15 protein-coding genes are annotated in these 21866 nt (G+C 68.4%); 10 read left to right on the plus strand and 5 right to left on the minus strand.

What is annotated here, in order from left to right:
- Window positions 1-148 precede the first annotated feature (148 nt).
- Both OG819_RS05710 and OG819_RS05715 read left to right on the plus strand, forming a co-directional pair.
- Window positions 149-1153, plus strand: a complete 1005-nt coding sequence (locus tag OG819_RS05710) for a DUF6215 domain-containing protein (protein ID WP_266648314.1) — start codon at window positions 149-151, stop codon at window positions 1151-1153.
- An 88-nt stretch (window positions 1154-1241) separates the two neighbouring features.
- Entirely contained in the window at window positions 1242-1775 is a 534-nt protein-coding gene (locus tag OG819_RS05715; protein ID WP_266648315.1) for a hypothetical protein, read from the plus strand.
- A gap of 115 nt (window positions 1776-1890) precedes the next feature.
- Here the strand turns inward: OG819_RS05715 and OG819_RS05720 are convergent, their stop codons facing one another.
- Window positions 1891-3093: an MFS transporter gene (locus OG819_RS05720; RefSeq protein ID WP_266648316.1), complete on the minus strand. Its 1203-nt coding sequence runs from the start codon at window positions 3091-3093 to the stop codon at window positions 1891-1893.
- A 38-nt stretch (window positions 3094-3131) separates the two neighbouring features.
- Between OG819_RS05720 and OG819_RS05725 the strand changes: the two genes are divergently transcribed.
- Window positions 3132-3728, plus strand: a complete 597-nt coding sequence (locus OG819_RS05725; protein ID WP_266648323.1) for a CGNR zinc finger domain-containing protein — start codon at window positions 3132-3134, stop codon at window positions 3726-3728.
- Between the two features lie 27 nt (window positions 3729-3755).
- On the opposite strand, the gene OG819_RS05730 is transcribed toward OG819_RS05725, so the two are convergent.
- Window positions 3756-4013, minus strand: coding sequence for a hypothetical protein (locus OG819_RS05730; protein WP_266628587.1), 258 nt, complete (start codon window positions 4011-4013; stop codon window positions 3756-3758).
- A 262-nt stretch (window positions 4014-4275) separates the two neighbouring features.
- On the opposite strand from OG819_RS05730, the gene OG819_RS05735 reads away from it, so the two are divergent.
- Window positions 4276-5109, plus strand: coding sequence for a hypothetical protein (locus OG819_RS05735; protein WP_266648324.1), 834 nt, complete (start codon window positions 4276-4278; stop codon window positions 5107-5109).
- A gap of 84 nt (window positions 5110-5193) precedes the next feature.
- Here OG819_RS05735 and OG819_RS05740 read toward each other — a convergent pair whose 3' ends face one another.
- The 3 genes from OG819_RS05740 to OG819_RS05750 all read right to left on the minus strand — a co-directional run bounded on the left by OG819_RS05740 (window position 5194) and on the right by OG819_RS05750 (window position 8814).
- A complete protein-coding gene (locus OG819_RS05740; protein ID WP_266628583.1) occupies window positions 5194-5991 on the minus strand; it encodes a hypothetical protein in 798 nt (265 codons plus the stop codon).
- A gap of 934 nt (window positions 5992-6925) precedes the next feature.
- Window positions 6926-7267, minus strand: a complete 342-nt coding sequence (locus OG819_RS05745; protein ID WP_266628581.1) for a hypothetical protein — start codon at window positions 7265-7267, stop codon at window positions 6926-6928.
- 707 nt (window positions 7268-7974) lie between these two features.
- Window positions 7975-8814, minus strand: coding sequence for a patatin-like phospholipase family protein (locus OG819_RS05750; protein ID WP_266628579.1), 840 nt, complete (start codon window positions 8812-8814; stop codon window positions 7975-7977).
- A gap of 192 nt (window positions 8815-9006) precedes the next feature.
- Between OG819_RS05750 and OG819_RS05755 the strand changes: the two genes are divergently transcribed.
- The 6 genes from OG819_RS05755 (at window position 9007) to sbnB (ending at window position 21791) form a co-directional block, all read left to right on the plus strand.
- Entirely contained in the window at window positions 9007-10632 is a 1626-nt protein-coding gene (locus tag OG819_RS05755; RefSeq protein WP_266648325.1) for a M1 family metallopeptidase, read from the plus strand.
- A 386-nt stretch (window positions 10633-11018) separates the two neighbouring features.
- Window positions 11019-12983: a peptidoglycan recognition family protein gene (locus tag OG819_RS05760; protein WP_266648326.1), complete on the plus strand. Its 1965-nt coding sequence runs from the start codon at window positions 11019-11021 to the stop codon at window positions 12981-12983.
- Between the two features lie 705 nt (window positions 12984-13688).
- A complete protein-coding gene (locus tag OG819_RS05765) occupies window positions 13689-16349 on the plus strand; it encodes a Pls/PosA family non-ribosomal peptide synthetase (protein ID WP_266648327.1) in 2661 nt (886 codons plus the stop codon).
- A 17-nt stretch (window positions 16350-16366) separates the two neighbouring features.
- Window positions 16367-19615: an amino acid adenylation domain-containing protein gene (locus OG819_RS05770; RefSeq protein ID WP_266648328.1), complete on the plus strand. Its 3249-nt coding sequence runs from the start codon at window positions 16367-16369 to the stop codon at window positions 19613-19615.
- Window positions 19616-19719: 104 nt separating this feature from the next.
- Window positions 19720-20724 carry a TauD/TfdA family dioxygenase gene (locus OG819_RS05775; RefSeq protein ID WP_266628568.1) on the plus strand — a complete coding sequence of 335 codons (1005 nt, stop codon included), beginning with the start codon at window positions 19720-19722 and terminating at the stop codon, window positions 20722-20724.
- On the plus strand, window positions 20721-21791 hold the full coding sequence (gene sbnB / locus OG819_RS05780) for a 2,3-diaminopropionate biosynthesis protein SbnB (protein ID WP_266628566.1): 1071 nt from the start codon (window positions 20721-20723) through the stop codon (window positions 21789-21791). Before OG819_RS05775 ends, sbnB begins: the two co-directional genes overlap by 4 nt.
- Window positions 21792-21866: the final 75 nt, after the last annotated feature.

Raw genomic sequence — 21866 nt, forward strand, 5'->3', positions numbered from 1 at the left:
CTTGGCTCAGCCCTCGCACCCGCTGTCGTCCCGATAGCCGATCTCGGGGTCGTCGGCGTGGCGTCTCTTGCTTCGGCGGGCCCTGTACGTGCCCGGAACTGTGGCTTCCATCATGGCGAATGTGATCTTGTCCTGGTGAGATCGCCGGATGCTCGGTTTCCTCCTCCGTCTCCTGCCGTTCTGGGTCCGCGAGCCCCTGCTCATCGCGGTCGGGTCTGTTCTCGGCGTACGCATCATGTATCTCGCCGTCCGCGATCACGATCGGGTCGCGGCTGGTCTCGGCGTGGTGTTCCTCGTGTTCACCGCCATACGCGTCTACGCGGTGATCCGGGCCCTGCGCGCGCGCCGGAACCCAAGTCCGACAGCCTCCGCAGACGGGGCGGCAGTCGATGTTGCCGCCCAGGCCCAGGCCCAGGCCGGAATCGGGCCGCGTCCCAGCCCGGGCACTCCGGAGAAGGAGCACAACGCATGGGGCCAGGCCGTCGCGGCCGTGGCCGTGTTCGGGACACTCGCGGCCGCGCTGTGGGTGGCCCCACGCTTCATGCCGTCCGACGACAACACCCCGCAGCCCGCCTCGTGTTCGGGCGGGGCACACGAGGAGCTTCCGAATGCCTACAAGGACACGCCCCAGCCCGTGACCGGTGAAGAGCTGTGCAAGGCGCTCAACCGGCCAGACCTGGCCAAGCTCCTTGGAACGCCTGGAGAGACCGCGACCACTGTTTCCAGCACCAACAACACCGCTCCTCTGACTGATGGGAAGGTCGCCCAACCGGAGGCCGAGGTCACGTTCGACACGTACACCGTGAATGTCTCGGCCACTTACAACGAGCTGACGACCGACCAGTACGTGAAGCTGATGAAGTTCGGGGATGAGAAGGACATCAAGACGCTTACGGTTCTCGGTCGGCCCGCGGTCCTCTCCTCGGATCACACCATGAAGCTCGAGATCAATCTCGGGAGTGGTGGATCCGGCGGACCGGTCGAACAAGGCCCCCTGGCCAGGACGCTGGTCGTGGCCCTGGACCGTCATGACCGAGGCGGCTACTGCGAAATCACCGTGTGGAGCACGTCCGGAGCCTTCCCGAACGACAGCGCTCTCCTCAACATCGCCGAGAAGGTTCTTCCGAGGATCCCCGAACGACCTGTCCGATGAGACGCCGAAAACATCTCGGCGAAAAGATCGGTCCAGTCGCGCTGCCGGCGACGGCATCAGTCTTGTGCAACTTTATTACTGAGATGGCATGGCCATCCATCAACTGTCGTCTCCGCCTGATCCTGACGTCGTCCTCACCGAGACCAACTGGGACTCGCTGGAACACGCCTTGGGCCCAGCCCGTGAAGCATCCGGGATGCCGGCCGCGCCACTCGAAGCCACCCCGGAGGGGCGGGCGAGGTCACCGCGCTACCTCGACCACGTGCTGCACCACCAGAACACGTTGTACGACGCCACGGTTCCGGCAGCACTGTACGTAGCCGCGATTCTCCCAAACCCCCGCGCCGCAGCCACAGCGGAGTCCACAAGCCGCGACCACGGATTCCCGCCTCACGACTACGCTCCAGCAGTCCACATCCAGGAGATTCGCCCACTCCTGTTCCAAGCGGCCCACGCACACACGAACGACCCCGACCTACGTGTTCGTCAAGCCGCCGTCTCGGCCTGCATGCCGCTCCTGGACGACCCACGACTCCGCCACCACCGCACCGCCCTGGCCCCACTCATGCGCGATGTTCTGGGCACCAGCGCACGTTGGCAGTACCGCGAACGAGCGTACTGATCCCTCGCGGTGAAGGTTGAGCGTTGTCATCGAAGGTTGGTGACCGCCGGGTTTTCTCACCGAAGGTTGAGTGATCGTTTAGGGCTGGCTGTCCGGAGTCAAGGTTCGGTCCTGGTCAACTCGACATCGCGCGGTCCTCAGACGAGTTGACGGCTGCTGACGGGATCGCGAAGAAAGCCAGTGTTGCGAGGACCGCCGCACTCGCTGCGAGTGCCAAAGCACCTGGAAGGGACCGGGTCACGACCGGTCCGACAACCACTGCCCCCAGGGCGAATCCGGTGATTTTCAAGCTGGCGCCGGTGGTGAAGATCTGGGCGCGGAGGTGTTCTGGGGCCTCCCGGTGGCGGATGGCGAACAAGGCGGCCAGTTGGGGTCCTTCACCGATCCCCGCGATGAGTACGGCCACGATGAGCACGACGGGCTGACGCCACGTGGCCAAGGCCAACGCGGCAGCCTGGACGAGAGCGCTGGCCCAGATGATCGTGTCGGGGGCGACTGAACGCGGAAACCGGGTGAGTACGGCGTTGGCCGCCAGGGCGGAGATCGCCGCGCAGGAGAGCAGCGCCGCGCCGCGGCCGGCTCCGCCCAGGACGCGCTCGCCCAGGAGTGGGATGCACGCCGTCAGCATGCCCTGAGCGATACAGGAGACGACCGAGGTGAGGGTCGCTCGGGCCAGAGACGGCCTTCCGACGATGACCCGTATTCCGGCAGCGAGGTCGCTGATCACCGAGGTTGTCCGAGCGCCCCTCGCCCGACCGGGACGGGCGGGCAGCATCCACGCGGCGGGCAGTGCCAAGGCGATGAGCCCCGCGGAGACCACCACGGCCGTCGGGGCTCCCAGCGCCTCTGCTACGCCACCGGCGAGAGCCGGACCGGCCAGACTCGCCACGCTGAACGTCATGGCATCGAGGGTGTTCGCCCGGGGCAGGTGGTCGCCCAGCACCACACGGGGCAGTTGGGCCGTCCATCCGCCCGACAGGGCAGGCCCCAGCAGCCCTGTCACCACTGCGATCAGGATGGTGACAGCGAACGGCATACGGCCGAGTCCCAGGAGAATCATCCCCAGCCCCGCCGCATACAGGACGAGGGCCACAGCCAGCAGACGTCCCGGCCGTCCTGTTCTGTCGAGGAGCGCCCCGAGCACCGGCCCCCCTACCGCGGCGGAGATCGTGATACCCGCGAGCAGGGACGACGCGTCGGTAGTCGATCCGGCCAGGGCGAATCCTGTCAGCATCAGCGCCGGTCCCGACATCTCGTCCCCGGCACGAGCTGCCACTGCCCCGGCCAGATAGAGGCGGAGTGAGTAACGCTTTTTCATCGTCGAGACGTTACGGAGGTAACTCAAAACTCAGCAAGATGCGTTACATTCCACGTGTGTCCCCCAACAGCGACGACTGGTCCACCCGTCACTCCGTGCTGACCACGGCTCGGCGGAGCGCCGCCCTGATCAACGCTCTCGCTGACGACTGCCCCGACCCGGCCGAAGTCGCCGACGTGCTCCGCGCATACGGTGAGACAGACCCCATCGACCTCACCACCCGCGACGTTGCCGGGATGCGCGCAGCCGCCGCCCTGCTGCGGCAAGTCTTCGCCGCCGAGCACGCCGATGACGCCGCAGTCACACTCAACCGCCTCCTGCGGGAACACACCGGGCCCCTCCGTCTGACCTCGCACGGCGGCAGCACCCCCTGGCATCCCCACCTCGACCGCGACGACAACGCCCCCTGGGACGAGTGGCTCCTCGCCTCGTCCTGCATGGCCCTGACCGTCCTCGTCTGGGACCGTCAACGCCCGCCCGGCAGGATCTGCGCATCACCCACCTGCCAGAACGCCTTCATCACCCAGGGCAGCGGTCCCGAACGCCGCTACTGCTCCCGCCGATGCGCCACCCGCGAACGAGTCGCAGCCCATCGACGCTCCCACTCCGGCGAGCAGTCGAGCGAAATCAAGTAAGGCGCCCAGGATCCAACGCAACATCGATCAACCTTCCCTACGTTCCCCTTCGGGACCGGGCGATCCCTTCGTATGGTTGGTCGGCTGCCACTGCAGGATGAACGCCCGAACCCCGTCGATGAACAGTCGTACCCGCGACTTGTCGTAGTCCGCGTAACTCCCGTGTGCGGCCTTGTTCCTGAGGTCCATCCAGGCAGTGATCCGCTTCTGCTGCAGGTCGTCGTAGACGCCGCTCTCCGCCATCTCCAGGTAGTCGCTATAGGTATCAGCGTGTACCAACTCCACTACTGACTCGCACCAGCCCGCAAGAGTGGCCACTGGTCAGGCCAAGTCTCCGATGGGGGCGCCCAGACTCCAGGACGGACGGGGCGTCGTTGGCGAGTACCGGCCAGGGTGGCGCATGCGCGGGGAGTTCCCATCCCGTCTGCCATCGCCCCAGGCGAAGCCGAGCAGACAGGATGGGAGCTGGGGTACATGGTGGGTTTACGCAGCAGGCAAAGGGTGCTAGATCTGCTTCGCTCATGAAAAGCGCGTGGAGAGGTCAGTGATGGCAGAGCGGGCGTCGGCCACGGCGGGCAAGAAGGACGGTCCCGACCGGAAGTCGCCGGGCCGGGCGCGGCTCACGGGTGTGGCGCTGATCGTGCTGTCTTTGACAGGGGCGGTTTTGAGCTACCTGGCGTTCACGGTGTGGGTGCCGGGCCAACAGGAGCGCTACGAGCACTACCGGGCAGCCGAGCCGTGCCCCGCGCAGGCGACCGCGCAGGAGGTGGCGGCGAAGGACTGCCTCACCACCTGGCACTTCACCGTCACGAAGGCCGAGTCCACGTTCACAGGAAAGGTCACGGCCTACGAGGCGACCCTCGAGGACAAGGGCGACGACTCCTGGCAGAGGGTCGTGCGGTTCAGCGACTCCGGGCCGCTCTTCGACAAGCTGCATCGGGGCGACGAGGTCACCGCGACCGGCTGGCGCCGCGACATCGTCGTCCTCAGCAAGGACGGCGTCCGCCAGAACACCTCCGACGCACCCCGCGACGAGCACCAGGGGAACGCCGCCCTAGGCGTCCTCGTCGCACTCCTCGCGGCCCAGTCTCTGCTATTCGGCGCGGTCCGCCTGGCCAGGCCGACCACCTACGCGCCCTTCGTCTGGGAGCCGTACGGCAGGTGGTTGGCCTTCACCAACATCTGCGTCGGCGTGGGCGTGGGAGCCGCGTCGGTGTGGCTCGGCATCCCGTGGTGGACTGTGCTCGTGAGCGTGCCGGTCGTGGTGTGCGCAGTGATGGCCCGACTCCTGCGCCGGCAGCGGCGCGCGATGGCGTCCTCGGCGAAGGTGCTCGGCCTCGATACGCTCCATCGACACATCCAATCCGACATCACCAACTGACATCACCAACTGACATCAACGACGTTGAACGCAGGCGGCCTTGAGCGACCGTCCACAATCCACCGGTAGTCCTGCGAGGGCGGCCTACGGCCCGCCGCCGAAGAAGCCGGACTTCAGGTCCCCGATGACGGCGTCGAGTGGATGCCCACTGACGATGAACGGGCCGCTCCAGGGCGCGCTGAGTGCGAAGAGCAACGCCAGGCTCAGCCCGACCACACTCGCAATCCCTACGATCAGCAGTGACGTTCGCAGACTGCTACGGAAGACCAGTGCGCCGGAGTTCACGATCAAGGCCAGTCCGCTGACCACGAGCGTGACGACGTAGAGCGCGGGAACGTCGCGTGAGGCGGCCGCGACGCGGGCGCGACGACTACTGGTGACACCGTCCAGGGAAGCCACCAGCTCCGTGCCTGTCGGGGTTCCCACATCGGGTCGGGCCGCCTCGGCGCGCACACTCCGCTCCAGCCGTGCGATCGCGCGAGCGGTGGCCGGGTCGTCACCGGACGCCGCTGCTGCACCCTCCCACTCCCTGGCACGCGTGGTCTGCAGGTAGTCCAGCAGTGCCGTATGGATCGGCTCCGACTGGACTCGCGGACTTGTCGCCGCCCATGCCAGGCGGGAGGCCGCGGCCGCCTCGTCGCTCACCAACCCCTCGGCCGCACGCAGGTAGCCGGACTCGCTGGCCAGAGAGAGTGCCGCAAAGATCGCGAAGGCAGCGCCGAGTGTCGGCATCAGGGGCGTGGCGATCTGCGGCACCCGATCCCGTTCCGCGAGCGGTACGAGCACCCGGACGCCGACCCGCGCCACGGCCGCGACCAGTAAGGCAAGTAAGAGTCCGCCCACAACCAGCACCACCGCCGGCAGCGAGGTCAACCAGTTCACCACATCACCTACAGCGCGTTCCCGCGAGCGTCCCACGACGGCGGCACATCGGGCCCCGCGACCTGGAGCTCCTCGTCGATCACTTTTAATGAGCGCTCCATGATCACAGGTCGAAGACCTTTGACGCTCGCGACGCCCGGCACGGCATCTCTTTTCGTTGGCCAAACAGCCGAATACGGGCCCAGCACGAGGCTGTACCGGCAACGACCGCCGCGCCCGTCTCCATTTCCGTCTCATTCATCCTCGTTCACCGTCGTTCACCGTCGTTCAGCCGAGACCGGAAGCCGATCGGCCTGCCAACACATCTACGGGTCGTGGCTGAGAAGGTCATCGTCTCTTTGGAAGATCGAAGAGTCCTGACGATGCCCCGCGCGATCACACGCGCTGTCGGGGACCCCGATCACTGTGTCGCTTCCGTATGCCAGATCCGGGAGACCCTGACACAGATTCTGGATGGGTCCCGATACTGGGGATGCGGTCGCTGAGCACCTCAAGGCGATGCGGGCCGCCTGCCGGAGATTCTTGAACTCGGTCGGCCATGACCACTCTGCACGCCAGCACGTACACGACCTAGAGGAGGGTGCCACCTTTGGTGCTGCGCTCGGCGAGCTCCGGGCGGTCATCGGAATTCAACTCGGTTTCATGGCCGCGCGCTACAAGCTTGAGTTGGTTGAGCACCAGCGCGTTCACGTAACCGGTTGACCGAAGGTCGCGTGCCGCAACTGCGCCAGATACAGGGGTCAGCCGCAGTCAACACCGGTGGCGAGCGGGCGCATCCATGCCCGCTCGCTCGGCCGGCGAAGCCGCAGGTCACCTGCCCGAGGACCCGGCATCTGTCCTCAAGCGATGATTACTCGCCCGCCCAGAAACGCATCGGGCGCTGCGGAGCCAAAAAAAGACAGTGAACGTCCCCAGCCGACATGAGATCTCTCCTTTAGTCGCGCTCGGCATCGGCCGACGGGGCAGCGAAATATTGTGCGTACCGTGTCCCGGAAAAGTGCTCGCCCAACAGGCGAGAGAAAAGCAGGACCGACGGCAGCGGACGGTGGTTCACCACAAGGTGTTGCGTCTGCCCCTCCGAGTTCCTGTAGACGACGGCGATGTTCGCGATCGGCTCACCGCGCACCTTCGACGTGTAGTCCTCGACGAATCCGTTCTCTCCATACTCACCGATGTAGATGAAGTCCTGGTACTCGTACAGAGTGCGCGCATAGGCCAGTACCGTGCGAACGTCCTCGGCCCCACGCACGATCCCGTTCAGAACCGAGCCCTCCATCGTCACATCGCCCGGTCGGTCTGCGTCTGATCAAGCACCGAGTCCTGACCTGCGAAGTGTTCGACAGCGACGTCAGTTACCCGCGTCTGCGTCACGCGCGCACCACCGACGAGAACAGCCGCGACCTCTCCCTGGTCTCCCAACTGTCGGGCAGATGGGGCGCCCGCTCGGTATCCGACGGCAAGGTTGTCTGGGCCGAAATAAACCTGGACTCCGCCCCTTCGCCGGCGACGTGAGTGACCAACTGCGTGACTACGCCGCGACGCACAGCGGTGGGCCAATGGTTTCCTGACGAAGCCGCAGAGCGCGCGCGGCGCGTCTTCGCCCAGCTCCAGGGGGTGGAAGGGCAGTGGGTACGGCTCTTCGTCCTCGTCCGGCCAGGGGACGACGTCGGCGGGACGGTCCCCTGCCCAGTGGGGCAACTCGAAGGAGAGCGGTTCGCCGATGTTCTCGCCGTGCCTCGGCCAGCGACATCACAAGGAGAGCCGCACTCACCCCCCCAGCCGGGGACCACCCGCCGCGGGAGCCTCGAAGCGCCCGCCGGGCGCCCCAACCGGGTGAGAGCCCATCGGAGAACCGCGTGGACCTGGGACAACCACTACGTTCCAGGTCACCAGTCCGCCGGCCCGCCAGCCCGCCGACACACCGGACCGCCCGCCGGCCACCATGCTCGGCGGGCCCTCTCGGATCTCGAACCCAGACGCCGCTCAGCCGTGCCAGACGGCTCGGACCTGTTCGGCGTACTCGGCCGCCTGTCGTAGTCCCGCCCGGGCCGCGCCCGGAATGCGGGACGCGTCCAGGGGGTTGCGGCCGAACGCGCGGCGGGCCGCTCGGTCCGGGACCAGCAAGGCGGCCCGGGTACCGCCTGCGACGAGGGAGGCCACCTGCTCGGAGGCGCTCGGGGTCGCCCCCGGCACGTTGGGGATCGGGGCCAGCACGACAACCCGTCGGCAGTCGCTCGCCAAGTCCGCGTTGGTCGTGGAGCGTACGCCCCCGTCCATCCAGCGCCCCGCCCCGATCGTGATCGGCGGGAACAGCGGCGGCAGCGCGCACGTGGCCGACATCGCCGTCACCAGATCGATCCCGCTGTCGGCGCTGAAGCCGGTCGGCTCGCCGGTGAGCGCATCCACCGCGAACAGCCGCACGGGCCTCTCCGGCCAGTCCTGGAGCGGCAGTTGGGGGCGGATCGCATCGATGACCTCGGACTCCGTCACGTCGCGCACGTTCAGGGCAAGCCGGCCCAGTCGCTTGACCACGGTCTCCGGATCGCGCGAACCGAGCGCGGCCCACAGGTACTTGACCGTCATGGCGAAGGTGAAGTCCACCTCCATCATGGCTCGCTTCCGGGCGATCTGTACCTCGTACAGGTCGGACGGCGCTGCTCCTGCGGCCAGTTCCACGGCCAGCAGTGAGCCGGCGGACGTGCCCGCGAGCACGTCCGCACCGCCCAGGTCCACCCCTGCGTCGGCCAGCCCCGCCAGCATGCCGACCTGCCATGCGTACGCGGTCAGTCCACCCCCGCCCAACACCAGCGCCGTGTCCGCCACGTCCGCCCTCCCCACTAACGGGGACCACTCCCCGCTTCCCGCCTTGACGCTAGCATGCAAGCGGCCCAACCGGGGACCTATCCCCGGTTCTTGCCGAGCTGACCCGCGCGAGGTGACCGACCGCGAGACGATCGACAGGCATGCGCGCTGAAATAGGCCGTTATGTGCTGATCCTGCTGACATAGTGCGGCCATGGAGATCCACGACCCCCGGCAGCCGAATCAGTTCCGTGGCCCGCGCGACCGCCACGGTCTCCGTGGTCTCCGTGGCGGCCCAGGTCTCCGTGGTCTCCGCATCCGCCGCACACCCCTCCTCCTCGCTCTCACCGGCGTCATCGGGATCGGCGGTGCCGTCGTCCTCGTCGGCGTCCTCCCCCACGCAGACCACCCCTCCCCCGCCCACCCAGGCACCCTCGCCACCACCACCCCCTCCAAGACCACCCCCTCCACCGGCTCACCCGGCGCCCCAGGCATCGGCGACCCGCTCCTGCCGCTCGACGGCAACGGGGGGTACACGGTCCGCCGCTACACGCTCGCCTTCGACTGGCGGGCGCCCAGGACGCGCTTCGACGCCAGCACCACCATCAGCGCGAGCGCCACGCAGGCCCTGTCCCGTTTCGACCTCGACTTCGCGGGCAACACGCTGGGCCCGGTCACCGTCGACGAGCTGCCGGCGAGGGCCGTACGCGACGGTGACGAGCTCGTCGTGACTCCCGCGAAGCCGATTCCCCAGGGCGGCACCTTCACCGTGCGGGTCGCCTACACCGCCGACCCGACGCAGCGACGGCACCGCGGCGACGCGATCGGAGACTACGGCTGGGTGCCCACGCCCGACGGAACCGTGCTCTATCCACAGCCCAACGGGGCCAAGATGATCTTCCCGACGAACGACCATCCGAGTCTGCGGGCGCCGGTCACCTTCCTCATCACCACTCCACCGGGCGTCAGCGCGGTGGCCAACGGGCGGCTCGTCGAGCGCGTCCCGCAGCCCGACGGACGGGTCCAGTGGACGTACGACTCCGAGCAGCCGGTCGCCGCGCAGCTGGTGCAGATGGCGATCGGGAAGTTCACGTTCGTCGAGAGCACCGGCCCGCACGGGCTGCCCGTCCGGGACGTGGTCCCCAGTGACCTGGTCACCAAGACCGCGGCCTACCGCTCGCTCACGCCCGAGCACCTGACCTGGCTGGAACAGCGGCTCGGCCCGTACCCCTTTCCCCGTTATGGCGTACTGGTGGGAGACACCGACCTGCCGGTGGCGCTGGAGACGCAGTCACTGTCCCTCGTGCCGAAGGGCGACCTACAGGGTGACCGGGTCGAGGCCGAGCGCGACCTCGTGCACGAGCTGACCCATCAGTGGACCGGCGACAGCGTGGCCATCCGGCGGTGGTCCGACCTGTGGCTGAGCGAGGGGCACGCCCGTTTCTACGATCGTCTCTACTCCGACGCGCACGGCGGCGAAAGCCTCGAGTCCGTGATGCGGGCGGCGTACGAGCACCACGACCAGTGGCGTCACGACGACGGAGCGCCCGCCGAACCCGGCACCGAGGCGGTCCTGTTCAAGAAGGTGCGCTACGACGGTTCGGCGCTGGTGCTCTACGCCCTTCGGGAGAAGGTCGGCGAGGGGACCTTCGAGAAGATCGAGCGGTCCTGGGTGACGAAGTTCCAGGGACGGGTGGCCGGCACCGGAGACTTCGTCGCGCTCGCGTCCGAGGTCGCCGGCGAGGACCTGAAGCCGTTCCTGACCCCGTGGTTGTACGGGGACCGCACCCCGCCCATGCCGGGGCACCCCGACTGGCAGGTGGACCCGGTCCAGGACTGAGCCGGACCCGCACACCGAACCCCGACGCCGAACCCTCACACCGAGCCCCCGTACCGCCCCGCGAGGTACGGGGGCTCGCGCTGCGCTACGACGAGACGGACTGCGGTACGGAGTGCGGCACGGACTGCGGTGCGAAGGGCTCGCGCCGACTCGCCGCCGTGGCCGACGTTCTGCCGCCGACCGGGTGGCCTCTGCCGGGTGGCTGGGCCACACCAGTGACGCTTGGCGCGACGGGGCGTGTCGAGCACGGAAACGTACGGGGGGTGATGCAGAGGGCAACTCCTTTGTCCTGATTGCGACGAGCATGATTGGAGACCCTTGCGATGAGAAGACGTGTCGCCCCCCGTGTCCCCAACTCCCCACGCGAGCACCGCCGTACAGTCCGCATGACCGCCTCCGCGGCGCTCCTGATGCCGCTGCTGGCCGGCCCGGCGGCGTGCACCGGCGGGACGGCGGCCGACCGCCAGCTGCAGAACGTCTTCACGGACGCCGCGGACGAGTACCACGTACCGCGCAGTGTGCTCCTGGGCGTGTCCTACCTGCAGTCGAGATGGGACGCCCGGCCGGGCACCCCGAGCGTCCTCGGCGGCTACGGGCCGATGCACCTGGTGGACACCCGCCAGGCCAAGGCCAAGGACAAGTCCCAGACACCGGCTCCGTCGGATGCGCACCGCGGAGGTACCCAGCCGCCCGCGGCCGCGGCGGGGCCCTCGGCCTCGCCCGGGGCGAGCTCCTCGGTCGGACGCTCCGCGCAGCCCGCGGACCTGCGCCGGGCCGCCGGCCTGATCGGAGCCCCGGTGGCGCGACTGCGGACCGACGCCAAGGCCAATGTACGCGGAGGTGCGGCGCTCCTCGCGGAGACACAACGTCAGCTCGGCAAGCCGCTCAGCACCAACCCGGCGGACTGGTGGGAGGCGGTGGCGCGCTTCCCGGGGACGGGAGACACCGCGTCGGCGGCGGAGTACGCGAACAACGTGTTCGCGCTGATCCGCAAGGGCGCGCAACGCACCACCGATTCCGGACAACAGGTCACCCTCGCCGCCAGCCCGGGCGTGCACCCCCGCACCCCCCACCCCCAGACCGCACGGCGGCCCAAGGAGGTCGAGTGCCCCGCGGAGTTGACCTGTGACTGGCTCGCCGCGCCGTACGTCGAGTACGACGCCAACGGCGACTACGGCAACCACGATCTGGCCGACCGGCCCAGGGACCAGAAGATCGAGTACATCGTCATCCACGACACGGAGGCGGACCTGCCGTCCATGCGTCAGACCGTGCAGGACCCGACGGAGGCGTCCTGGCACTACTCGATCCGCTCCAAGGACGGCCATGTCACCCAGCACATCAGGACCAAGGACGTGGCCTGGCACTCCGGGAACCAGTTCGTGAACGCCCGCTCGATCGGCATCGAGCACGAGGGATTCCTCAGGCAGCCCGACGCCTGGTACACGGAGCAGATGTACCAGACCTCGGCCAAACTGGTGCGTTACCTGGCGAAGAAGTACGACATCCCGCTCGACCGGCAGCACATCTTCGGCCATGACAACGTGGCGTCGCCGACCGCCTCGAGCATCCCCGACATGCACGACGACCCCGGCCCCTTCTGGGACTGGCGGCACTACTTCGACCTCCTCGGCGCGCCCCTGCGTGCCACGGCCGGGCCCGACAGCGACCTGGTGACCGTGCTGCCGGACTTCGCCACCCACAAGCCGACGTTCAAGGGGTGCGTCAAGAGCGGTGTGAAGTGCGCGCCGCACGGCTCCAGCGCCGTCCGCCTGTACACCGAGCCGAACGAGCACGCGGCACTGATCCAGGACCCGGGCCGGCGCCCCGACGGCGAGGACTCCACGGACGACGTCAACGACCTGGGGTCACGGGTCTCCGCGGGCCAGACCTACGCGGTCGCCGGACGCAGTCGCGACTGGACGGCGATCTGGTACCTGGGCCGCAAGGCGTGGTTCAAGAACCCGAAGAACCATCCGACGGCCGTCGGCGCGAGCGGCCGGTTCGTGACTCCGAAGGAGGGCTTGAGCGAGATCCCGGTGTTCGGACGTGCCCTCCCGGAGGAGGAGGCCTACCCGGAGGGAGTGGAGCAGCAGTCCGATTCCCCGCTCCCGTACAACCTCCTCGCGGGCCAGAGGTACGTGGCGCAGTCCCGGCCCGTCGGCTCCTACATCGACCGGTCGACCTTCAGCGACACACCGAGCCTGGTGGTGACGGGCCGGGAGGAGTACTACGAGATCCAGTTCGGCCACCGGATCGCCTACGTCCGGGCGCGCGACGTGGACCTGGTCCGCGTACCCGGCACGGAGAAGGCGCCCTCGGGACACGCGGCGCCCCCTGCCCAGCGGTAACGGGGTCCCAGTCCGAGCCGGAGGCGCCCACGCGACCGCGTGGGCGCCTCCGGCTCGCGGCGGTGGGGGATGCGGCGGCGATCTCCTGCGTGGACGCCCCCGCGCCATCGGGAGGGGCCCGGTCGACACGGAACGGACGATCCCGAGCCTCCGGCAACGCCTCCGCGCCCCACAGCGCGCTCCACGCGTCCCCACAGCGCTCCGCATCCCCGTGGCTCTCCGCATCCCCAAGGCTCTCCACCCCCCCCCCCCCCCCCCGCGGTCCTCCACCGCCCCGCAGTCCTCCACCGCCCCGCAGTCCTCCGCGTCCGCGACCCCGTCGGTGGTCGCGGCCCGCTCTTCCGGACCAGGTACACACCACCCGTACGCAGTAAGGCGAATCCCGTGCGCGACGCATCGTCCTGCCGTCGGACGGAGTCGTGGACGAGGTGCGAAAAGGGGTGGCGAACGCTCTGTGCCGCCGACGTCGGGGCGTCAGCAGCGGGAGCCCCCTGACGCCGTCGAAGGACAGTGCCATGCCGACACAATCCGGTTCGAGTGGCAGCCCCACGGGTGGGCGGCTAAGACTGAGTCAACGGTTTTGTGACCGGACAACAGATCCGATCTCATGACTTCCGGATTACTCGCTCCGGCCATCGAAAAGCGCGAGTGCAGAGCGCCGACCGTCATGGCAGGCGGCATTCGAAAGGTCCTCAAGGAGCTCGTATGGAGGAGAAGTCCGTCGAAGTCCTGATGCCTGGTCCGGGTGAATCCGAACTCGACAAGCACGGGAACACCGGACCGAAGAGCGGCATCGAGAGAGACCTCGCCGAGGTGTTGGCCGACGTCATCAACGTCGAACGAGTCTCCGTCGAGAGCCACTTCTTCGACGACCTCGGCGCCAACTCATTGGTGATGGCTCAATTCTGCGCACGGGTCAGGAAGCGGGCAGACCTTCCCTCCGCGTCGATGAAGGACATCTACCGGTACCCGACGATCCGAAGTCTGGCGACGGGGCTCGCGGACGCCGAGCCCGTTCCCGGCGAGTCGTCGGTCCCGGTGCCGGCCACCGTGGTGACCAAGGCAGGCACGGCGCGGTACGTCCTCTGCGGAACACTGCAGTTCTTGTTCTTCGTGGGATATTCCTTCCTCGCTGGACTCGTCACGGACCGAGGCTATTCATGGGTCTCCGCCGGGACGGACGCGATCCACATCTACCTGCGATCGCTCATCTTCGGCGCCATCGGCTTCGTCGCCCTGTGCACCTTCCCGATCCTGGCCAAATGGCTCCTGATCGGGCGGTGGAAACCGCGCGAGTTCCCGATCTGGGGACTGACGTATCTGCGCTTCTGGATCGTCAAGGTGATGATCCACGCCAACCCGATGATCTTCTTCGTCGGCAACCCCCTCTACGTGCTGTACCTGCGCGCCCTGGGCGCCCGGATCGGCAAGGGGGTCACGATCCTCTCCCACAACGTTCCGGCCTGCCCCGACCTGCTCACGATCGGCGCCGGCGCCGTGGTCCGCAAGGACTCGTTCTTCCCCTGCTACCGGGCGCACGCCGGCCGTATCCAGACCGGCCGGGTCACCCTTGGGCGGGACGTGCTCATCGGCGAGAAGACCGTGCTCGACATCGACTCGTCGATGGGCGACGGGGCTCAACTCGGCCACACGTCCACGCTGTACAGCGGCCAGGCGATCCCGGCCGGCCTGCGCTGGCACGGATCCCCGGCACAGCCCACGGAGCACGACTACCTGAGGATCGAGCCGGTCAAGTGCGGCACACTGCGCCGGGCCGGCTTCGGCCTCCTCACCGTGCTTCAGGTGTTCTTCGTCTACGTGCCACTGACCGTCGGGGGCTCGTACCTGCTACTCGACCTGATTCCGGCGTTGCACAGCCGACTGGGCCCGGGCTCAGGGGGATTCACCTCGTCGAGTCTCTACATCGACGCGCTGGTCCTGTCCTTCGTGCTGTTCTTCGGATTCGTCGTCTTCGGCCTGGCCGTGCTGTGCACCGTTCCGCGCCTGCTGAACCTGTTCATCCAGCCGGACAAGGTCTATCCGCTGTACGGCTTTCACTACTCGACGCACCGGGCGATCGCGCGCATGACCAACCTGAAGTTCTTCAAATGGCTGTTCGGTGACAGCTCCTACGTCGTCCCTTATCTGCGCGGCCTGGGATACGACTTGTCCAAGGTCGAGCAGACCGGGTCGAACTTCGGCACGGAAGTGCAGCACGAAACCCCGTATCTGGTTTCCGTCGGCAGCGGAACGATGGTCGCCGACGGACTCTCCATCGTCAACGCGGACTACTCGAGCACCTCCTTTCGGGTGTCCCGGGCCTCGATCGGGAAACGCAACTTCATCGGGAACAACATCGCCTATCCCTCGGGGGCCAGGACGGGCGAGAACTGCCTCCTCGCGACGAAGGTGATGATTCCGCTCGACGGCGAGGTACGCGAGGGAGTGGGCCTGCTGGGCTCACCGTGTTTCGAGATTCCCCGGTCGGTCGAGCGCGACTCCCGGTTCGACCATCTCCGCAACGGCGAAGAGTTTCGTCGCAGTCTCGCCGCGAAGAACCGCTACAACATCTGCTCGATGGGTCTGTTCCTGATTCTCCGGTGGATCTACTTCTTCGTTCTCACCGTGGTCGCTCTCGCGGACGTCGATGTGTACGATTCCTACGGGCATGTGCTGATCGCCGCGTTCCTGGTATTCAGCCTTGCTTTCACACCCGTCTACTTCGCGCTGGTGGAGCGCGGTATCGCGGCATTCCGCGAGCTGCGACCGCAGTTGTGTTCCATCTACGAGCCGTACTTCTGGTGGCACGAGCGCCTCTGGAAGGTGCCTGACACCTACCTCAACGTTTTCAACGGCACCCCTTTCAAGAACGTGATCTGGCGGATGCTGGGTGTCCGGATCGGTAGCAGGGTCTTCGATGACGGCTGCTATTTGACGGAGCGGACGCTCACCACCATCGGGAACCACTGCACGCTCAACGCGGGCAGCAAGATCCAGTGCCACTCGCAGGAGGACGGCACCTTCAAGTCCGACCGCAGCACGCTCGGCGACGGCTGCACCCTCGGTGTCGGCGCGCACGTCCACTACGGCGTGACGATGGGCGACGGCGCCGAACTCGCCTCCGACTCCTTCCTCATGAAGGGCGAGGAAGTCCCGGAGCGCGCTCGATGGGGCGGAAATCCCGCCGTGGAGACCCGCGATGCCCCCTATCAGCCTGCCGCACTGGCATACGAGGCACAGCGTGGCCGCCTCGGCCGGCACGCCCAGCCTGCCGAACAGGACGGCCGGCCCGCCGAACTGCCGAGCAAACAACGACGACTGCGGCGCCGCCCCGACCAGCAGCCGACGGAACCGGAGCGACCGTGAGCGGACGGGAAGATTCGATGGGAGTGCACGTGGAAGCCGATCGGGAGTTCTGGCGCGGTCAGCTCGTAGCCGGTGGATGCACCGCGCTGCCGCGATGGACGCTCCATCCGGTGACGGGCGTCGCCGACCATGAGGCGACGGTCCCGGAGGACGTCGTAGGACCGTTGCGCGGGCTGGCGCAGGACCTGGGGGTGCCGCTCGACTCGGTGCTGCTGGCCGCGCACGCCAAGGTGCTCGCCGCGCTGTCCGGTGAGCGTGAGGTCGTGTCCGGCTATGTCCCCGCCGACGGCGGCCGGCCGTTGCCCTGCCGACTGACGACCGAGACCGCGACGTGGCGGACGTTGCTGCTGAACGCCCGTCGCGCCGAGTCAGAGCTGCTGGCCCACCGGGACTTTCCGGTTGACGACCTCAGGCGTGAACTCGGCCTGACGGACCCGCCGTTCGAGGCCGTGTTCGATCCGGGCGGCGTCGGTGGCGACCTGACCGAGGACACCGTGTTGTGGGTCGGGTTCTCCGGGCAGGGCAGCCGACTCGTGCTGCGGCTGCGGTACCGCACCGACGTACTCGACGCGGACTGCGCCGCCAGAATCGCCGGTTACCACGTCACCGCACTCGCGCTGATCGCCGCCGGTCCGGATGCCGAGCACGGGCGGCAGAGTCTGCTCTCCCCCGAGGAACTCCACTTCCAGCTCGAAGGGCTCGCCGGACCGCGCCGGGAACTGCCGGACCGCCGGATGCACGAGCTGTTCGAACAGCGAGTCCGGGAACACCCGGACGCCGTCGCGGCCGTACACGGCGAGCGGCAGTGGACCTACCGCGAGCTCAACGCCCGGGCCAACCGGCTGGCACGCGCGCTGCTGGCACGGGGGCTGCGCCAGGAGGGCGTGGTCGCGGTGGTGACCGAGCGCGACCTGGACTGGCCGGCCGCGGTCCTGGCGGTCTTCAAGGCCGGGGGCGTGTATCTGCCCATCGAGCCGCACTTCCCTGCCGGCCGCATCGCGACCACGCTCTCGCGCGCCGAGTGCGCCCTCGTGCTGACCGAACACGGCAGCACCACCACCCTCGACCAGGCCCTCGACTCCCTGCCCGGGATCCGGAAGATCTTCATCGACGCGGCCTACGCCGAGGACCATGCCGACGACGATCTGGGCCTGCCCGTCGCACCGGACCAACTCGCCTACATCTACTTCACTTCCGGCTCCACGGGCGAGCCCAAGGGCGCGATGTGCGAGCACGCGGGCATGCTCAACCACCTGTACGCCAAGATCGACGACCTGGAGATCGGCGAGGGACAGGTGGTCGCGCAGACCGCGCCCCAGTGCTTCGACATCTCGCTGTGGCAACTGGTGTCCGGGCTTCTGGTCGGCGGGCGGACGCTGCTGGTGGAGCAGGAGGTGATCCTCGACGTACAGCGGTTCGTCGACAAGATCGTCGACGGCCGGGTCGCCGTCCTCCAGCTCGTACCTTCCTATCTGGACGTCGTCGTGTCCTGTCTGCGGCAGCACCCCCGCGAACTGCCGGACCTGCGGTGCGTGTCGGTCACCGGCGAGGCGTTGAAGAAGGAGCTCACGGAGCGCTGGTTCGCCGTCCAGCCCGGGATCAAGCTGGTCAACGCCTACGGGCTGACCGAGACCTCGGACGACACCAACCACGAGGTCATGGACCGGGCGCCGGAACGCATCCTGCTCGGCCGCGCGGTCAACAACGTGCACGTCTACGTCGTCGACGAGCACCTCACACCGGTGCCGCTCGGCGCCCCCGGTCTGATCGTCTTCTCCGGCGTCTGCGTCGGCCGCGGATACATCAACGACCCCGAGCGCACCCGGCAGGCCTATCTGGCCGATCCGCACCGTTACGGCGCCCGGCTCTACCGGGGCGGCGACTACGGCCGCTGGCAGCCCGGAGGCAAGCTGGAGTTCCTCGGCCGCCGGGACACCCAGGTGAAGATCCGTGGCTTCCGGATCGAGATCGGCGAGATCGAGAACACCCTGTTGCGGGTGCCGGGGGTGCGCGACGGCGCGGTGGTGGTCGCCGAGCGGGCCGATCAGAGCAAGCACCTGGTGGCGTTCTACTCCGGCCCGCAGGCCCTCGACGGCGACGTGCTGCCCGCCCGGCTCGGCGAGTCGCTGCCCGAGTACATGGTCCCGTCGGCCTTCCACTGGCGCGAAAGCCTGCCGCTGACCGCCAACAGCAAGATCGACCGGAAGATGCTGCAGGCGCTCGCCGGAGAACTCGGCGTCGTCCAGGACGACTACCAGGCGCCGAACACACCGACCGAGCACCGGCTGGCGGCCGCGTGGTCGAAGGTGCTCGGCATCCCGCAGGACCAGATCGGACGGCTGGACCACTTCTTCGACCGGGGCGGCACCTCGCTGTCGGCGGTGAAGCTGGCGATCACCCTGGACCGTGCGGTGTCCCTCAAGGACGTCACGCGTCACCCGGTCCTCGCCGACCTCGCCGGGCTGGTCGACGGCGGGTCCGAGCGACGCCCGGGGCTGCTGCACCGGCTGTCGGGATCGGACGGGGCGCAGGCCGGGGCCCTGGTGTGCTTCCCGTACGCCGGCGGCAACGCGGTGAACTTCCAGCCGCTGGCCAGGGCCCTGCCGGACGGTGAGCCCGCCGTCTACGCCGTCGAACTGCCCGGTCACGACATGGCCGCCGAGAACGAGCCGTTCGCTCCGATGACACGGGTGGTCGAACAGGTCGTCGACGAGATCGTCCGGCGTGGCCTGACCAGGATCCTGTTGTGGGGCCACTCCTCGGGCGCCGCGCCGGCCGTGGAGACGGCCAGAAGGCTGCAGGAGCGCGGGGTGGACGTCCAGCGGGTGTTCCTCGGCGCGCAACTGCTCGGCAACGCCGCCGAGCGGCGCGCCACCATCGCCGAGCTGACCGAACTGAGCGACGCCGCGATCGCCGCGAAGCTGAGCGCGGACGGCGGGTACACCGAACTCGGCGAGCTGGACGCGCGGCACGCCGAGCACGTGGGTGCCGCCTACCGGCACGACTGCGTCTCGGCACACCGCTACTTCGCCGACCTCCTGGACAGCCCGCCGACACCGAAGCTGTCCGCGCCGGTCACCGTGGTCGTCGCCGCCGACGACCCGAGCACGGCGGACCACCACCACCGCCACCACGACTGGCAGCTCCTGGCCGAACAGGTCGATCTGCACGAGCTCGCCGACGGCGGCCACTACTTCCCGCGCACCCGTCCGGCCGAAGCGGCACAGGCCGTTCTGCGCGTCGCCGAACTGTTCGCTCCTTCCTGAGTGACAACTGACCAGTGACAACCGACGAGTGACCCACGGACAAGTGGCTCACCGACAAGTGACTGAGTGACAACCGACTGAGTGGCTAAGGAAAGGAAACCGAGATGTCGTCCACTTCCACGGCGTCGCTGCTCGACGTGGAACTGCAGCCCGGCAGACCTCCGCTCCTGCGGGCCGAGGCCACCGGTGGCGCGGCGAGCTGGGCAGCCGGGCACCGCGACGCGCTGCGCGCCGTCGTCGCCGAGCACGGCTGCGTCATGGTCCGCGGCCTCGGGCTGCGCGACGCGGCCGAGACCGGTGCCGTCTTCTCGAAGCTCGCCACCGGTCTGATGACCGAGAAGGAGGTCTTCGCGCCCCGACGGACCTACTCCGACGGCGTGTACTCCTCGACGAAGTGGCCGCCGAACCAGCCCATGTGCATGCACCACGAACTGAGCTACACGCTCGAGTTCCCCGGCCTGATGATGTTCGCCTGTCTCAGCGCGCCCACCGAGGGCGGGGCGACCGCGGTCGCCGACGCACCGACCGTGCTCGACGCGCTGCCCGCCGAGTTGACCGAGCGGTTCGAGCGCGAGGGCTGGCTGCTCACCCGCAGCTACAACGACGAGATCGGGGCGTCCGTGGCCGAGGCGTTCGGCACCGAGGACCGTGGTGCCGTCGAGAGCTACTGCCGCGCCAACGCGATCACCTTCGAGTGGCAGCCCGACGGTGGGCTGCGCACCCGGCAGCGCCGCAGCGCCGTGGTGCGTCACCCCGTCACCGGCCGGCGCTGCTGGTTCAACCAGGTCGCCTTCCTCAACGAGTGGACGATGGCCCCCGAGGTGCGTGAGTACCTGATGGACGTCTACGGGGCCGACGGACTGCCGTTCAACACCCGTTTCGGCAACGGCGACCCGATCGGCGAGGACGTCGTGGAGGCGCTCAACAGCGTCTACGAGGCCCACACCGCGCGCGAGCCGTGGCAGGCCGGGGACCTGATGCTCGTCGACAACATCCGCACCGCGCACAGCAGGGAGCCCTTCGAGGGACCACGCGAAGTGCTCGTCGCCCTGGCCGACCCGGTGCGTCTGACCGACTGCTCTCCGACCGTCGAGGTGACCGCGCCATGACCACCATCCATTCCACCGCAACGGAGTCCGCGCCCGCCGCGCCGGTCACCGTGCCGCCGTTCGCGGTGATCCCCGGCGCCCAGGTCCAGCGCGCGCTGCGCGGACGCGAGAAGCAGATCGTGGAGTTGGTCGAGGCGACCTACCGGGTGCACGGTGCCGGTGACTCGGTGAACCCGCCGTCGTACTTCCTGCGGTTCCCCGACCGCCCCTCCTCCCGGATCATCGCGCTGCCCGCCTCGATCGGCGGGGAGGTGCGGGTGGACGGTCTGAAGTGGATCTCCAGCTTCCCGGAGAACGTGAAGGCCGGTATCCCGAGGGCCTCGGCCGTACTGATCCTCAACGACCACGACACCGGCTACCCGTTCGCCTGCCTGGAGAGCTCGATCATCAGCGCCACCAGGACGGCCGCGTCGGCCGCCGCGGCCGCCAACCGGCTCAGCCGCGACCGGTCGCGACCGACACGGGTCGGCTTCTTCGGGGTGGGCCTGATCGCCCGGTACATCCACACGTTCCTGGTCGGCAGCGGCTGGTCGTTCGACGAGATCGGCGTGCACGACCTGTCCGCCGACAGCGCGGCGGGCTTCCGGTGCTACCTGGAACAGTCGGGCGCCACCGGCCGGATCACCGTGCACGACAGCGCCGAGCAGCTGATCCGTAACAGCGACCTGCTGGTCTTCGCCACCGTCGCCGGGCAGCCCCATGTCAGCGATGTGTCGTGGTTCGACCACAACCCGGTGGTGCTGCATGTGTCGCTGCGCGACCTCGCCCCGGAGATCCTGCTCGCCTCGACCAACATCGTCGACGACATCGAGCACTGCCTGAAGGCCGACACCTCGCCGCATCTGGCCGAGCAGCTCACAGGCAACCGGGAGTTCGTGCACGGCACGTTGGACGACGTGATGGCTGGGCGGGTGACCGTGCCGGCGGACCGGCCGGTGGTGTTCTCGCCCTTCGGCCTCGGGGTGCTCGACCTCGCGGTCGGCAAGTACGTCTACGACGAAGTGGCCCGCCGCGGAGAACTGCACGTCGTCGACGACTTCTTCCACGAACTGAGCCGGTACGGATGAGCCGGCCGCGAACACGGGCCGCGCAAGACAGCGGCCCCTGACGCAGAGCCCTGTCCGACCCGGATGGACACGGGC

The organism is Streptomyces sp. NBC_01549 (genome assembly GCF_026339955.1).
Lineage (GTDB): Bacteria > Actinomycetota > Actinomycetes > Streptomycetales > Streptomycetaceae > Streptomyces.

Coding starts and splice junctions, on each gene's coding strand:
- OG819_RS05755 (WP_266648325.1), top strand. CDS start 9,007: ATGGAGATCCACGACCCCCGGCAGCCGAATCAGTTCCGTGGCCCGCGC.
- OG819_RS05710 (WP_266648314.1), top strand. CDS start 149: ATGCTCGGTTTCCTCCTCCGTCTCCTGCCGTTCTGGGTCCGCGAGCCC.
- OG819_RS05715 (WP_266648315.1), top strand. CDS start 1,242: ATGGCCATCCATCAACTGTCGTCTCCGCCTGATCCTGACGTCGTCCTC.
- OG819_RS05760 (WP_266648326.1), top strand. CDS start 11,019: ATGACCGCCTCCGCGGCGCTCCTGATGCCGCTGCTGGCCGGCCCGGCG.
- sbnB (WP_266628566.1), top strand. CDS start 20,721: ATGACCACCATCCATTCCACCGCAACGGAGTCCGCGCCCGCCGCGCCG.
- OG819_RS05765 (WP_266648327.1), top strand. CDS start 13,689: ATGGAGGAGAAGTCCGTCGAAGTCCTGATGCCTGGTCCGGGTGAATCC.
- OG819_RS05745 (WP_266628581.1), bottom strand. CDS start 7,267: ATGGAGGGCTCGGTTCTGAACGGGATCGTGCGTGGGGCCGAGGACGTT.
- OG819_RS05735 (WP_266648324.1), top strand. CDS start 4,276: ATGGCAGAGCGGGCGTCGGCCACGGCGGGCAAGAAGGACGGTCCCGAC.
- OG819_RS05725 (WP_266648323.1), top strand. CDS start 3,132: ATGCGTTACATTCCACGTGTGTCCCCCAACAGCGACGACTGGTCCACC.
- OG819_RS05720 (WP_266648316.1), bottom strand. CDS start 3,093: ATGAAAAAGCGTTACTCACTCCGCCTCTATCTGGCCGGGGCAGTGGCA.
- OG819_RS05775 (WP_266628568.1), top strand. CDS start 19,720: ATGTCGTCCACTTCCACGGCGTCGCTGCTCGACGTGGAACTGCAGCCC.
- OG819_RS05770 (WP_266648328.1), top strand. CDS start 16,367: ATGGGAGTGCACGTGGAAGCCGATCGGGAGTTCTGGCGCGGTCAGCTC.